12 protein-coding genes are annotated in these 13,406 nt (G+C 56.1%); 7 read left to right on the plus strand and 5 right to left on the minus strand.

The window, feature by feature from the left end:
* Window positions 1-123: 123 nt before the first annotated feature.
* Entirely contained in the window at window positions 124-819 is a 696-nt protein-coding gene (locus ACOTXL_RS04955) for a CidB/LrgB family autolysis modulator (protein ID WP_003859310.1), read from the minus strand.
* Entirely contained in the window at window positions 816-1,211 is a 396-nt protein-coding gene (locus ACOTXL_RS04960) for a CidA/LrgA family protein (protein WP_003859308.1), read from the minus strand. The genes ACOTXL_RS04955 and ACOTXL_RS04960 overlap by 4 nt, the downstream gene beginning before the upstream one ends.
* Before the next feature lie 168 nt (window positions 1,212-1,379).
* Here ACOTXL_RS04960 and dusC point away from each other — a divergent pair, with 168 nt between their 5' ends.
* From dusC to ACOTXL_RS04975, 3 genes are all read left to right on the plus strand, one after another.
* The gene (gene dusC / locus ACOTXL_RS04965) at window positions 1,380-2,315 is read left to right on the plus strand and encodes a tRNA dihydrouridine(16) synthase DusC (RefSeq protein WP_003859306.1); all 936 of its coding nucleotides are present in this window, start codon (window positions 1,380-1,382) and stop codon (window positions 2,313-2,315) included.
* A 332-nt stretch (window positions 2,316-2,647) separates the two neighbouring features.
* A complete protein-coding gene (mdtQ, locus tag ACOTXL_RS04970; protein ID WP_045350246.1) occupies window positions 2,648-4,066 on the plus strand; it encodes a multidrug resistance outer membrane protein MdtQ in 1,419 nt (472 codons plus the stop codon).
* Between the two features lie 50 nt (window positions 4,067-4,116).
* Complete coding sequence (locus ACOTXL_RS04975; protein WP_023324964.1) at window positions 4,117-4,881, plus strand: SDR family oxidoreductase; 765 nt, start codon at window positions 4,117-4,119, stop codon at window positions 4,879-4,881.
* A 56-nt stretch (window positions 4,882-4,937) separates the two neighbouring features.
* Here the strand turns inward: ACOTXL_RS04975 and ACOTXL_RS04980 are convergent, their stop codons facing one another.
* Window positions 4,938-5,510 (minus strand): DedA family protein, encoded by a 573-nt coding sequence (locus ACOTXL_RS04980; protein WP_045340718.1) that lies wholly within the window; start codon window positions 5,508-5,510, stop codon window positions 4,938-4,940.
* A 157-nt stretch (window positions 5,511-5,667) separates the two neighbouring features.
* Between ACOTXL_RS04980 and ACOTXL_RS04985 the strand changes: the two genes are divergently transcribed.
* Both ACOTXL_RS04985 and pbpG read left to right on the plus strand, forming a co-directional pair.
* The gene (locus ACOTXL_RS04985; protein WP_003859296.1) at window positions 5,668-6,255 is read left to right on the plus strand and encodes a Yip1 family protein; all 588 of its coding nucleotides are present in this window, start codon (window positions 5,668-5,670) and stop codon (window positions 6,253-6,255) included.
* A gap of 167 nt (window positions 6,256-6,422) precedes the next feature.
* Window positions 6,423-7,346 (plus strand): D-alanyl-D-alanine endopeptidase, encoded by a 924-nt coding sequence (gene pbpG / locus ACOTXL_RS04990; RefSeq protein ID WP_003859292.1) that lies wholly within the window; start codon window positions 6,423-6,425, stop codon window positions 7,344-7,346.
* 96 nt (window positions 7,347-7,442) lie between these two features.
* Here pbpG and ACOTXL_RS04995 read toward each other — a convergent pair whose 3' ends face one another.
* Window positions 7,443-7,997: a GNAT family N-acetyltransferase gene (locus ACOTXL_RS04995; RefSeq protein WP_003859289.1), complete on the minus strand. Its 555-nt coding sequence runs from the start codon at window positions 7,995-7,997 to the stop codon at window positions 7,443-7,445.
* A gap of 102 nt (window positions 7,998-8,099) precedes the next feature.
* Window positions 8,100-9,857 carry a D-lactate dehydrogenase gene (gene dld / locus ACOTXL_RS05000; protein WP_003859288.1) on the minus strand — a complete coding sequence of 586 codons (1,758 nt, stop codon included), beginning with the start codon at window positions 9,855-9,857 and terminating at the stop codon, window positions 8,100-8,102.
* Window positions 9,858-10,046: 189 nt separating this feature from the next.
* On the opposite strand from dld, the gene bglX reads away from it, so the two are divergent.
* On the plus strand, window positions 10,047-12,344 hold the full coding sequence (bglX, locus tag ACOTXL_RS05005) for a beta-glucosidase BglX (RefSeq protein WP_023324962.1): 2,298 nt from the start codon (window positions 10,047-10,049) through the stop codon (window positions 12,342-12,344).
* Between the two features lie 136 nt (window positions 12,345-12,480).
* Window positions 12,481-13,398: a glycine betaine ABC transporter substrate-binding protein OsmF gene (osmF, locus tag ACOTXL_RS05010; RefSeq protein WP_032659558.1), complete on the plus strand. Its 918-nt coding sequence runs from the start codon at window positions 12,481-12,483 to the stop codon at window positions 13,396-13,398.
* Window positions 13,399-13,406: the final 8 nt, after the last annotated feature.

The raw sequence follows: 13,406 nt of genomic DNA on the forward strand, positions 1-13,406 counted from the left end.
TGCCTCATCAAGGTTAATGGATCGGTAGTGTACGGAGCCGTACGGCCTTTATATGTGATCCAAATCTCATTATGTGTGCAACTTATGAAATGAAAATGAAATTTGCGCGACGCATCGCAAATTTTAGCCCATTACTGCCAGAATAATCGGGAAGATAAACGGCGCGACCAGGGAAGTGATAATCCCGCAGATCACCAGCGCCAGCGAGCTGAATGCCCCTTCCTGATAATCGAGTTCCGCGCAGCGTGCGGTGCCCAGCGCGTGCGAGGCGGTACCCATCGCCAGACCGCGTGCCGCTTTGGTACGAATTTTCATGATATTCAGCAGCGTATGACCAAACACCGCGCCCAGGATACCGACGAAAATCACGCACACGGCGCTGATGGCCGGAATGCCCCCGATGCTGCCGCCCACGGCCATGGCAATCGGCGTGGTGACGGATTTAGGCAGGATAGAGGCGGCGATCTGCGGCGATGCGCCCATCATTAAGGCCACCGAGGTGCCGGTGATCATCGCAACAAGGCTCCCCACGAAGCAGATGGTTATGATGGATTTCCAGCGCGCGCGGATCTGATGCAGTTGCTCATATAAAGGAAACGCCAGCGCCACCACGGCAGGCTGCAACAAATCGTTAAGGATCTTGCTCCCGGCGAAGTAACGCTCATAAGAAATGCCGGTGAGCAGCAGAAAAGGAATAATCACCACCATGGCGACCAGCAGCGGGTTGAGCAACGGCATTTTGAAACGCACCGCAAGCTTACGCGCAGCAAAGAACACCACCAGGGTTAACGGCAGGGACCACCAGATATTCGCCATCATTTTTTTGTTTTCTCCCCGACGACCTTACGTTCGCCATGCACAATGTGTGAACTCCAGCTGACGACCAGGAAAACCACCAGCGTACTGATGGCGCAGGAGACCACAATCGGGCCGAACTGCGCTTTAAGCACATCGTAATACTGCATAACCCCAACGCCGATAGGCACAAAAAGCAGGGCCATGTAGCGAATGAGAACGAAGCACCCTGGGTTGACCCATTTTGCGGGCAGCACCTGTAATGCCAGCAGTACAAACAGGATCAGCATGCCGATAATGCTGCCAGGTATCGTAATCGGCAGCAGCGAAGCGATAAAAATGCCGGCGTACAGGCAGGCATAAATGAGGACGAAGGCGCGAAGGTATTGCCAGATAGTATTCAGTGATTTGCTCATGGTGAAAGTCCTTGCTGAGACGTATTCATCATACAATTAAACCTGAAAATGTGCCACGGATCACATCATGAATTTTGGGCATACCAGACATTCCGGAATGGAACGCCGGGCTTTCAACATACATAGAGAGCAGCTACTATAGCGCGTCTTTTTTCACAGGTACTCAGAATGCGTGTTTTACTGGCCCCGATGGAAGGCGTGCTCGACTCTCTCGTGCGCGAGCTGCTTACCGAGGTGAACGATTACGATCTCTGCGTGACGGAGTTTCTGCGCGTGGTCGATATGTTGCTGCCAGAAAAATCATTTTATCGTCTCTGTCCGGAACTGCATCGTCAGAGCCGCACGCCGTCCGGTACGCTGGTGCGCGTCCAGCTGCTCGGCCAGTATCCTGAGTGGCTGGCTGAAAACGCCGCCCGCGCGGTAGCGCTTGGTTCGTACGGCGTCGATCTTAACTGCGGCTGTCCGTCAAAGCTGGTCAACGGCAGCGGCGGGGGGGCGACGCTACTTAAAGATCCGGAGCTGATTTATCGCGGCGCAAAGGCCATGCGTGAGGCAGTGCCATCGCATCTGCCGGTGACGGTCAAAGTCCGTCTGGGATGGGACAGCGGCGATAAGCAGTTTGAAATTGCTGACGCGGTGCAGCAGGCGGGCGCCACCGAGCTGGTGGTGCACGGGCGAACCAAAGAGGATGGTTATAAAGCCGAGCGCATTAACTGGCAGGCGATTGGCGAGATCCGCAAACGGCTTACGATTCCGGTGATTGCCAACGGCGAAATCTGGGATTACGAGAGCGCGCAGGCCTGCCTCAAAGAGACCGGCTGTAATGCCGTGATGATTGGCCGCGGTGCGCTGAACGTGCCGAACCTCAGCCGGGTGGTGAAATATAATGAACCGCGGATGCCGTGGGCGGATGTGGTGAAACTACTGCAAAAATACACGCGGCTGGAAAAGCAGGGCGATACCGGCTTGTATCACGTCGCGCGCATTAAACAGTGGCTGAGTTATTTGCGTAAAGAGTACGACGACGCGCTGGGATTATTTCAGGAGATCCGTACCCTACAGACGTCTGCGGATATTGCCCGGGTGATCCAGTCGAAGTCCTGAGCGAAGTGTGAAGAGTTTGCCCGGCGCGGAGCCGGGCAACGGAATCAGAAAATCATCTTGAATACGCCGGTTACCACCAGCAGCCCTATCAGAAATATAATCAAAATAACCCACAATAATATTTTCATTCGCCTCTCCTGCGTATGTCTGTCGAAGTAAGTGTAGCAGTCAATTCATAATTAGCATGAATACATGAAATTAACTCATTGTCTTGGGGAATAAATTTCCGGATATGAAAATGTATAACAATATGCGGATTGCCACGCGTTACTAAAAAACGGAACGTCAGTAAGCGTAAGTTGCGCCTTTATTTTTTTTGAGTTCATGGCGTAATGAAACGTTCTCTTACTTTATCTCTGAGTGCTCCTCTTGTTTTTATGCTGGCCGCCTGCGCGCCGGAACATGCCACGGTGTCACCAGTAAAAACGCAAGCCGCCGCCGCAACTGTAAATACCCAACTGCGTCATGCCGACTGGCCAAAAAGCGAATGGTGGAAAGACTTTAACGACCCCCAGCTCAACGCGCTGATCGACAAAGCGCTGGCGGATGCGCCGGATATGCAAATTGCCCGTCAGCGTATCACCCTGGCGGAAGCACAGGCGAAAGCCGCTGTCGCTGCTGAGGGTCCACAACTGGATTTTTCCGCAGATGTGGAACGGCAAAAGATGTCGGCAGAGGGGTTGATGGGGCCATTTGCACTGACCGACCCGGCAGCGGGGACCACCGGCCCCTGGTATACCAACGGCACCTTTGGTCTGACGGCGGGTTGGGATCTGGATTTATGGGGTAAAAACCGCGCCCAAATTGAGGCCCGCATCGGTAAGGTGAATGCGCAAAAAGCGGAGCTGGAGCAGACCCGCCAGCTGCTCGCCAGCAGCGTCGCGCGGCTGTACTGGGACTGGCAGACCGAGGCCGCGGTGGGTGACGTGCTCGCGCAGATCAAACGGGAGCAGGAAAATATCATCGGTGCCGATAGGGAGCTTTATCAGCACGGCATTACCTCCTCGGTGGAAGGGGTTGAAACGGATATCAGTGCCAGCAAAACCGATGAACAGCTCGCTGACGTGCACGGCAAAATGAAGGCCATTGAGGCGCGTCTGAATGCGTTGACCAATTCCCCTTCAGTCACGCTCGCACGGCATGCCTTACCTGACGCAGAGGCATCGCTGCCATCAACGCTCGGTTATGAACTGCTGGCTCGGCGCCCGGATTTGCAGGAGGCGCACTGGTATATCGAAGCATCCATGAGCGAAGTCGATGCCGCCAGAGCCGCGTTCTACCCTGACATCAATTTGATGGCGTTCTTGCAGCAGGATGCATTGCACCTGAGCGACCTGTTCCGCTCATCTGCGCAGCAAATGGGCGTAACCGCGGGGCTGACGCTGCCAATTTTTGACAGCGGTCGGTTGAATGCGAACCTGGATATCGCCCAGGCGCAAAACAACCTCTCCGTGGCGAACTACAACAAGGCCGTGGTAGATGCCGTAAACCAGGTCGCCCGGACGGCCAGCGAAGTGGAAACGCTGACCGCCAAAAATCAGCACCAGCAGCAGATCGAAAAAGATGCGGCGCGCGTCGTCGCGCTGGCGCAGGCGCGCTTCAGGGCGGGGATCATTGCCGGCTCCCGGGTGAGTGAAGCAAAAATTCCGGCGCTCAAAGAGCGTATTGCCGGGTTGATGCTGAAAGGTCAGTACGTGGATGCCACGCTCCAGCTCACCTCCGCGCTGGGTGGCGGATATCATCACGGCTAACATTGCGCATTATCTATACTTACCTCTTTGCAGATTTTCAGGAGGTGAGTATGACGCGAGTCGCAATTGTTACCGCATCGGATTCAGGAATTGGCAAAACGACGGCCCTGATGCTGGCCGAGCGCGGGTTTGATATCGGGGTGACCTGGCACTCAGATGAGGAAGGGGCGCTGGCAACCTGCCGTGAAATTGAAGCGCGCGGGCAGCGTGCCGAGGCCATTCAACTCAACTTAAGCCATTTACCGGAAGGCGCAAAGGCCATTGAAACCCTGATTACGCGTTTCGGGCGGCTGGATGTGCTGGTTAACAATGCCGGGGCGATGAATAAAGCGCCATTTCTGGACCTGTCGTTTGACGACTGGCGGCACATATTCACCGTTGACGTGGACGGCGCGTTTCTCTGCTCGCAAATCGCGGCGCGTCAGATGGTGAAGCAGGGGGAAGGGGGGCGGATCGTGAACATCACCTCGGTGCATGAACATACGCCATTGCCGGACGCCAGCGCCTATACGGCGGCCAAACATGCGCTGGGCGGGTTAACCAAGTCGATGGCGCTGGAGCTGGTTAAACATAAGATTCTGGTGAACGCCGTTGCGCCCGGTGCGATCGCCACGCCGATGAATGATATGGACGACAGCGAAGTGAAAGAAGGCTCAATGCCGGAAATCCCGCTGGCACGGCCAGGGCATACCAAAGAAATTGCCAGCCTGGTGGCGTGGCTGTGTGACAGTGACGCCAGCTACACCACCGGGCAGTCGTTTATCGTTGACGGCGGTTTTATGCTGGCGAATCCGCAGTTTAAGCCGGAAGGGTAGATACCCTTCTCCCTCTCCCTGTGGGAGAGGGGCGGGGTGAGGGCAGCAGGCCGAACTCACTCTTCATCCCGCCGCTTTTCACGATGCTTCAGCCACAGCCGTACCCCAATCACCACCGCAACCACCAGGATCAACCACGCCCAGTGCTTCAGGTGCTGGTCAAGATTATGCAGCCATGGGCCAATCACTTCGCCACCCGCGTAGCCAAGCGTGGTGAAAATCAACGCCCAGGCAATCGCCCCGAGAATGTTCAGCGGCAGGAAAATTTTCGGTGGTAAACGACTCGCGCCAATCAGTATCGGCCCAATGATGCGAAAACCGTACATAAAGCGGGTGCCAATCACAAACAGCCAGGGACGTCGCTGGATAAGCCGCTGAGCACGGCGAATTTTCTTTTGATGCCTGGCAAAACGTTGCAAAAGCGTCGGGCCAAAGCGCAGCCCCAGAAAATAGAGCAGCTGATCGCCAATCATACCGCCCAACGCGACGGCGGCGACCACCAGCGAGAATTTCAGCAATCCCTGGTGTGCGGCCACCCCGCCCAGCAGCGTGATGGTTTCGCCTTCCGCCACGCTGCCGATCACCAGCGCGGCGTATCCATATTGTTCAATAAGACCGTTGATATCCATTACGTAAACGTCGTCTCCCTTACTGTGCCTGCGTTAATCATATACCCCATCCATTAACCGCGCGGCAATCAACGGAAATTTCCCACTGTACATAAAATAATCTAAAGCCTGCATTATACTTAAGCTATCGCTGACGGGCCGACAACAAGGGGGCGTTATGAACCATGTCTGGGGACTTTTCTCCCATCCCGATCGTGAAATGCAGGTCATCCGTAACGAGAACGAAACGGTCGCGCATCACTATACCCACCATGTCCTGCTGATGGCAGCGGTGCCGGTGGTCTGCGCATTTATTGGTACTACGCAGATAGGCTGGAACTTTGGTGACGGCACCGTGGTTCAGCTTTCGTGGTTTACCGGACTGTACCTGGCCATTCTGTTTTATGGCCTGATGCTGGCCGGGGTGGCGGTGATGGGGCGGGTCATCCACTGGATGGCGCGCAACTATCCGCAGCGCCCGTCGCTGGCACACTGTATGGTCTTCGCCGGATACGTCGCGACCCCGCTGTTTTTAAGCGGTATTGTCGCGCTCTATCCACTGGTCTGGCTGTGCGCGCTGATCGGTACGGTTGCCCTCTTTTATACCGGTTATCTGCTGTATGTAGGGGTGCCAACCTTCCTCAATATCAATAAAGAAGAGGGCCTGAGCTTCTCCAGCTCTACGCTTGCCATCGGCGTACTGGTCCTGGAGGCGCTACTGGCCCTGACAGTTATTCTTTGGGGTTATGGATACCGTCTCTTCTAAGTTCCCTGCATTGCTGGCGTAAATGCCAGCAATGCAGCATCTGGTTATGATTCTCCGCTGGCGACAACGCACGGTGACCGCTATGATGCCGAAGCCAGCCTGTGTTTATCCGTCGACACAGGCGGTGTACGTCATAACGTGCGTGAATCATTATCAGAAGTCTCATCATGCTGAAATTTCGAGTGTCACTCCTTAGTCTTGCGCTGCTGTTGGGCGTCTCCGCTACCGCGCCAGCCATCGCCAAAACGACCGCAGTCGCCACCGCTGCTGCGCAACCCCAGATTGCGTCCGGCAGCGCGATGATCGTTGACCTGAATACCAACAAGGTGATCTACGCCAGTCATCCGGATCTGGTGCGCCCGATCGCTTCCATAACCAAAGTCATGACCGCGATGGTGGTGCTTGATGCACGACTGCCGCTGGACGAAAAGCTAAAAGTGGATATCAGCCACACGCCAGAGATGAAAGGGATCTACTCTCGCGTGCGTCTGAAAAGTGAAATCAGCCGTAAAAATATGCTGCTGTTGGCGCTGATGTCCTCAGAGAACCGCGCGGCGGCGAGCCTTGCCCACCATTATCCTGGCGGTTACGACGCGTTTATCCGCGCGATGAATGCCAAAGCCAAAGCGCTGGGGATGAAAAATACCCATTTCGTGGAGCCAACCGGTCTGTCGATCCATAACGTCTCGACGGCGCGTGATTTAACAAAGCTGCTGATCGCCAGTAAGCAATACCCGCTGATTGGTCAGCTCAGCACCACGCGTGAGGAGATGGCGACATTCTCGAACCCGGCGTATACGCTGCCGTTCCGCAACACTAACCATCTGGTGTATCGCGATAACTGGAATATTCAGTTAACCAAGACCGGATTCACCAATGCGGCAGGACACTGCCTGGTGATGCGCACCGTATTTAACGGTAAGCCAGTGGCGCTGGTGGTGATGGACGCCTTCGGCAAATATACCCACTTCGCGGATGCCAGCCGCCTGCGTACCTGGATTGAAACCGGGAAAGTGCAGCCGGTGCCGGCTTCAGCGCTGGCGTATAAAAAGCAGAAAGCGGAACAGATGGCGACGGCGCAGAACGATTAGGAAAAAGCAAAACGGTAACGCATGTTACCGTTTTTTATGTTTTCTCCCTCTCCCTGTGGGAGAGGGCCGGGGTGAGGGCACCAGACCGCACTGCGTTTATTCCGGCAGCGTCCAGTCCCCGTCGTTGAGCGGGCGCTGCATCATCACCGTGTCCCGCCAGTCGCCTTTTTTATATCCCACACTTCTGAGCTGACCCACAATTTCGAAACCGTGCTTTTTATGCAGCCGCAACGACCCGGGGTTATTTTGCCCGTCGCCGACCACGGCAATCATCTGCCGCCACGGTCCTTGTTCACAACGGGCGATCAGTGCCTGGAGTAAGGCCGAGCCAAACCCGCGGCCAGTGGTGCTGGCATCCACATAAATGGATTCTTCAAGGGTATAGCGATAAGCCTGGCGTGGACGATAAAACGTGGCGTAGCAGTAGCCGACAACAATGCCGCGATACAGCGCAACCAGCCACGGTAAACCGCTGTCGGTCACGCTCTTCATCCGCTGACGCATCTCATCGACGGTGGGGGGAACTTCCTCGAAGGACGCACGGCCATGAAGCACATGCCAGGCGTATATCGCCGAGATGGCATGCGCATCGTCAGGAAGGGCGTCGCGCACCTCGATTTCAGTTTCGGGGAAAGTTTCTACAGCCGACATGTTCTGCCCGCTCCTTGTTTGGAAAGCCAGAGAAACGTTTCTCTGGCAACAGGCAGATACTCTAGTACGTTTGAGGAGAGCTTAACAATCTCTTAAATTTGGCTATATGAGTTCATCAGAGGCTTGCGTATTGTGCTGCTCTGATTCGGCACTCTCTTTCCAGTATTTCTTCCGCGTTGTCTTACCAATGCCGGGGTTCATACTGTTTGTAGGGTCATTTTTGCGATAAAACTGTTTAAGCGTCTCCGGCGCTTTATACAGGTGTCCCACGTTGTGCTCGGCAGGATATTGCGCGCCACGCTCGTGCAGCAGCGCCAGCATCTGTTCTTTCAGCGCGTGTGCATCAACCCCTTTTTTCACGATGTAATCCTGGTGGAAGACATAGCACATAAAGTGGCCGTAATAGAGCTTATGCACCAGCTTGCTGTCGATCTCCGGCGGCAGATGTTCAAACCACTCGGTATCGTTGCGACGCAGGGCGATATCCAGCGCCAGAATATCCTCCACTTCTTCGGAATGCACCGCCTGATAACGGATAGCGGCACCCGCCGCGGCGAAACGATGCAGGAAGGCTTTGCTGCCTTCTTCCGGCGTGCAGGCAAAGAAATCCCCGTCGGCGGTTTTGAAGAATTCGGTGAGCCAGCTCTGCGCTTCGTCAATTCCGTCCCCGGCCATTTTCAGCAGCAGATGGTGCTCATACTTGTCGCGCCAGGTCTTCATCCGCTCCGGTAAATGCGCCGGGAAGACGTTGCCCAGCTTCTGCATAAAGCGGTCGGTGAAGTGCGGCTTGAAGAGCGACACTTTCTCCAGCATCGCATCGGTGCGGCCCTTCATGGTGAAGAAGAACGGCATTTTGTCGGTGCCGAGCTTGTCGATCATCAGGAAGGTATCTTTGCCGTAGCGCTCGGCGATGTCGTAAATGTCCCGGTGCATATACTCGCCCGCCACCGGCAGGTGAGTGAACTCGGCCAGAATATGACGGCGGATCTCCGTCAGCACCTCCGGCTGATTGGTGCCGATGTAAAACACCTGCTGCTTTTTCTCTGCCGGGAAGGTATCGAGGCGCACCGCAAAAACGGCCAGCTTGCCCGCGCAGCCGGAGGATTCAAACAGGCGATCCGGATCGGCGTTATAGCGCGCCGGTGTATCGGCATTGATATCGCGCACGCGGGTGATGTAATCGTGGTCATGCGCGTGACGGCCATCGTGCTGAACGTCTTCGTCCTTCACGCGGTCATCGTCAAGTTTGCTGAGGATCTGCTCTGGCGTTACGCCCAGATCGATCCCCAAATGGTTAACCAGCGTCAGCTTGCCGTTTTCATCGATACGGGCAAACAGCGACATCTCCGTGTAGGCCGGGCCGCGCTGCACCAGCGAGCCGCCGGAGTTATTGCAGATCCCGCCGATCACCGAGGCACCAATGCACGACGAGCCGATCACCGAGTGCGGTTCGCGACCCAGCGGCTTAAGCGCCTTTTCCAGCGAGTAGAGCGTGGTGCCGGGGAAGGCGAGTACCTGTTCGCCCTTGTCCAGCAGGTGCAGTTTGTCGAGGCGCAGGGTGCTGATAATCACGATGTCACGATCGTAATCGTTGCCGTTCGGCGTGGAGCCTTCAGTCAGGCCGGTGTTAGCAGCCTGCATTAAAATAATCTTGTCTGCCGCAACGCAGGCGCTGAGCACGCGCCACAGTTCGAGCAACGTACCGGGGAAGACCACCGCCAGTGCCTCGCCCTGACCGGAGCGGAAGCCCTTGCGGTAGCGGGCGGTTTTAGCCGGGTCGGTAAGCAGGTGAGAGTGACCAACCAGGCGCGACAGTTCGTTAATAAATGTAGTGTTATCGTCAGTTCGAACAGAAGACATCTTCCACTCCTTGTGGTGGGGCAAATTTCTCGCTGTAAAGCATAGCGCGATTAGCCGTTGAGCGGTCGGGTATTCATGAGAAAAATCAGAGAATAACCCTGCAAGGTTTTCAGGCTTTGTGGCACACTGCGCTTTTCGCACGGTCTGGCCGGGTGCTTCCCGCGGTTATTGATGAGAGAGAATAACAACATGAAATGGCTATGTTCTGTAGGTGTCGCCGTCAGCCTGGCGCTGCAACCTGCGCTGGCAGAGGATTTGTTTGGTAATCACCCGCTCACGCCCGAAGCCCGCGACGCCTTTGTCACGGATTTACTCAAAAAAATGACGGTCGATGAGAAAATCGGCCAGCTGCGCCTGATCAGCGTCGGCCCGGATAACCCGAAAGAAGCCATTCGCGAGATGATCAAAGACGGGCAGGTAGGAGCCATTTTTAACACCGTTACCCGCCAGGATATCCGCAAGATGCAGGATCAGGTGATGGAGCTGAGCCGCCTGAAAATCCCACTGTTCTTCGCTTATGACGTGGTGCACGGCCAGCGTACCGTCTTCCCGATCAGCCTCGGCTTAGCCTCCTCCTTTAACCTCGATGCGGTGAAAACCGTCGGGCGCGTATCGGCATATGAAGCCGCAGACGACGGCCTGAACATGACCTGGGCGCCGATGGTTGACGTCTCCCGCGATCCGCGCTGGGGCCGCGCTTCGGAGGGCTTTGGAGAAGACACGTATTTAACCGCCACGATGGGCAAAACCATGGTGGAAGCGATGCAGGGCAAAAGTCCGGCAGATCGTTACTCGGTGATGACCAGCGTCAAGCACTTCGCCGCCTACGGCGCGGTGGAGGGCGGTAAAGAGTACAACACCGTCGACATGAGCCCGCAGCGCCTGTTTAACGACTACATGCCGCCATACAAGGCAGGGCTGGACGCGGGCAGCGGGGCGGTGATGGTAGCGCTGAACTCGCTGAACGGCACGCCTGCCACCTCCGATTCGTGGCTGCTGAAAGACGTGTTGCGCGACCAGTGGGGCTTCAAGGGCATCACCGTTTCTGACCACGGCGCGATTAAAGAGCTGATCAAACACGGCACGGCGTCTGACCCGGAAGATGCGGTACGCGTGGCGCTTAAGTCCGGCATCAACATGAGCATGAGCGACGAGTACTACAGCAAATACCTGCCGGGGCTGGTGAAGAGCGGCAAGGTGACGATGGCGGAGCTGGACGATGCCGCTCGCCACGTGCTGAACGTGAAATATGACATGGGACTGTTTAACGATCCTTACAGCCATCTGGGGCCGAAGGATTCAGACCCGGCGGACACCAACGCCGAAAGCCGTCTGCACCGTAAAGAAGCCCGGGAAGTAGCTCGCGAAAGCCTGGTGCTGTTGAAAAACCGTCTCGACACGCTGCCGCTGAAAAAAACCGGCACCATTGCCGTGGTCGGTCCGCTGGCCGACAGCAAGCGCGACGTCATGGGCAGCTGGTCCGCCGCAGGCGTGGCGGATCAGTCCGTTACGGTGCTGACCGGCATTAAGAGCGCCGTGGGTGATAACGCAAAAGTGGTTTACGCCAAAGGTGCGAACGTCACCGACGATAAAGACATCGTGACCTTCCTCAACCAGTATGAGGAAGCGGTGAAGGTGGATGCGCGCACGCCGAAAGAGATGCTCGACGAAGCGGTTAAAGCCGCGAAGCAGTCCGACGTGGTGGTCGCCGTGGTGGGTGAAGCGCAGGGGATGGCGCACGAAGCCTCCAGCCGTACCGATATTACCATTCCGCAGAGCCAGCGCGATCTGATCGCGGCCCTGAAAGCCACCGGCAAGCCGCTGGTGCTGGTGCTGATGAACGGGCGCCCGCTGGCGCTGGTGAAAGAAGATCAGCAGGCTGACGCCATTCTGGAAACCTGGTTCGCCGGTACCGAAGGCGGTAACGCCATTGCCGACGTGCTGTTTGGCGATTACAACCCGTCCGGCAAGCTGCCGATGTCCTTCCCGCGCTCCGTCGGGCAGATCCCGGTTTACTACAGCCACCTGAACACCGGTCGTCCGTATAACGCCGACAAGCCGAACAAGTACACGTCCCGTTACTTCGACGAAGCTAACGGCCCGCTCTATCCGTTTGGCTATGGCCTGAGTTACACCACCTTCAAGGTGTCTGACGTCAAAATGTCGGCGCCGACCCTGAAGCGTGACGGCAAAGTGACCGCCAGCGTAGAGGTGACCAACAGCGGCAAACGCGAAGGCGCGACGGTGATCCAGATGTACGTTCAGGACGTCACGGCCTCCATGAGCCGTCCGGTGAAACAGCTGCGCGGCTTCGAAAAGGTCAACCTGAAACCGGGCGAAACCAGAACGGTCAGCTTCCCGATTGACGTAAATGCGCTGAAGTTCTGGAATCAGCAGATGAAATACGATGCTGAGCCTGGCAAATTCAACGTCTTCATCGGCGTGGATTCCGCCCGCGTGAACAAAGCCGAGTTCGAACTGCAATAATCTTACCTTTCTCCCTTTCCCCCGCCTGGCGGGGGATGCCTCTCATCTTGTACGAAAAACGGTTAAATTCACTGTTTTAAGCTACGCTTTTCTCTCAAGCCTATGAAAAAGGCCACAAAATAATGAGGAAAGCAGAATGACGATGATTAAGGGGATAACAGGGTCGGCGGTGCTTCTGGCGGCGCTGAGCCTGCCGTTACAGGCCGCAGAGCCGGTTAAGGTGGGTTCCAAAATTGATACCGAGGGCGCGTTGCTCGGTAATATCATTTTGCAGGTACTCGAAAGTCACGGCGTGAAAACGGTCAATAAAGTACAGCTTGGCACCACGCCTGTCGTGCGCGGTGCCATCACTTCCGGCGAGCTGGATATCTACCCGGAATACACCGGCAACGGGGCATTCTTCTTCAAGGATGAAAACGATCCGGCCTGGAAAAATGCCAAAGCCGGGTACGAAAAAGTCAAAAAGCTGGACGCAGAAAAAAATAAGCTGGTCTGGCTAACGCCGGCACCGGCCAACAACACCTGGACCATCGCGGTGCGCAAAGATATCGCCGAGAAAGGCAAGCTCACCTCGCTTGACGATCTCAGCCGCTACCTGAAAGAGAAGGGCGAGTTTAAGCTCGCGGCCTCGGCAGAGTTTATCGAGCGCGCTGATGCCCTGCCAGCGTTTGAAAAAGCCTATGATTTCAAGCTCGAGCAGGCACAGCTGCTCTCTCTGGCAGGCGGCGACACGGCAGTGACCATTAAGGCGGCGGCGCAGCAAACCTCCGGCGTCAACGCGGCGATGGCCTACGGCACAGACGGCCCGGTCGCGGCGCTTGGCCTGCAAACCCTGACCGACCCGAAAGGCGTTCAGCCTATTTACGCCCCAACCCCGGTCGTGCGCGAGGCGGTGCTGAAAGCCTACCCGGATATTGCGGAATGGCTCAAACCGGTATTTGAAAAACTGGATGCGAAAACGCTGCAACAGCTGAATGCCAGCATTGCCGTTGAGGGGCTGGATGCCAAAAAAGTGGCTGCCGACTTCCTGAAACAACAAGGGCTTGTGAAGTAACGGGATAA

It is taken from the genome of Enterobacter cloacae complex sp. IR5402 (assembly GCF_049238125.1).
Classification (GTDB): domain Bacteria; phylum Pseudomonadota; class Gammaproteobacteria; order Enterobacterales; family Enterobacteriaceae; genus Enterobacter; species Enterobacter hormaechei_C.

Excerpts from the sequence above, each read along its gene's own strand:
- pbpG (WP_003859292.1), top strand. The coding sequence starts at position 6,423 with ATGCTGAAATTTCGAGTGTCACTCCTTAGTCTTGCGCTGCTGTTGGGC.
- ACOTXL_RS04975 (WP_023324964.1), top strand. The coding sequence starts at position 4,117 with ATGACGCGAGTCGCAATTGTTACCGCATCGGATTCAGGAATTGGCAAA.
- dusC (WP_003859306.1), top strand. The coding sequence starts at position 1,380 with ATGCGTGTTTTACTGGCCCCGATGGAAGGCGTGCTCGACTCTCTCGTG.
- ACOTXL_RS04980 (WP_045340718.1), bottom strand. The coding sequence starts at position 5,510 with ATGGATATCAACGGTCTTATTGAACAATATGGATACGCCGCGCTGGTG.
- mdtQ (WP_045350246.1), top strand. The coding sequence starts at position 2,648 with ATGAAACGTTCTCTTACTTTATCTCTGAGTGCTCCTCTTGTTTTTATG.
- ACOTXL_RS04960 (WP_003859308.1), bottom strand. The coding sequence starts at position 1,211 with ATGAGCAAATCACTGAATACTATCTGGCAATACCTTCGCGCCTTCGTC.
- ACOTXL_RS04985 (WP_003859296.1), top strand. The coding sequence starts at position 5,668 with ATGAACCATGTCTGGGGACTTTTCTCCCATCCCGATCGTGAAATGCAG.
- bglX (WP_023324962.1), top strand. The coding sequence starts at position 10,047 with ATGAAATGGCTATGTTCTGTAGGTGTCGCCGTCAGCCTGGCGCTGCAA.
- osmF (WP_032659558.1), top strand. The coding sequence starts at position 12,481 with ATGACGATGATTAAGGGGATAACAGGGTCGGCGGTGCTTCTGGCGGCG.
- ACOTXL_RS04955 (WP_003859310.1), bottom strand. The coding sequence starts at position 819 with ATGATGGCGAATATCTGGTGGTCCCTGCCGTTAACCCTGGTGGTGTTC.
- ACOTXL_RS04995 (WP_003859289.1), bottom strand. The coding sequence starts at position 7,997 with ATGTCGGCTGTAGAAACTTTCCCCGAAACTGAAATCGAGGTGCGCGAC.
- dld (WP_003859288.1), bottom strand. The coding sequence starts at position 9,857 with ATGTCTTCTGTTCGAACTGACGATAACACTACATTTATTAACGAACTG.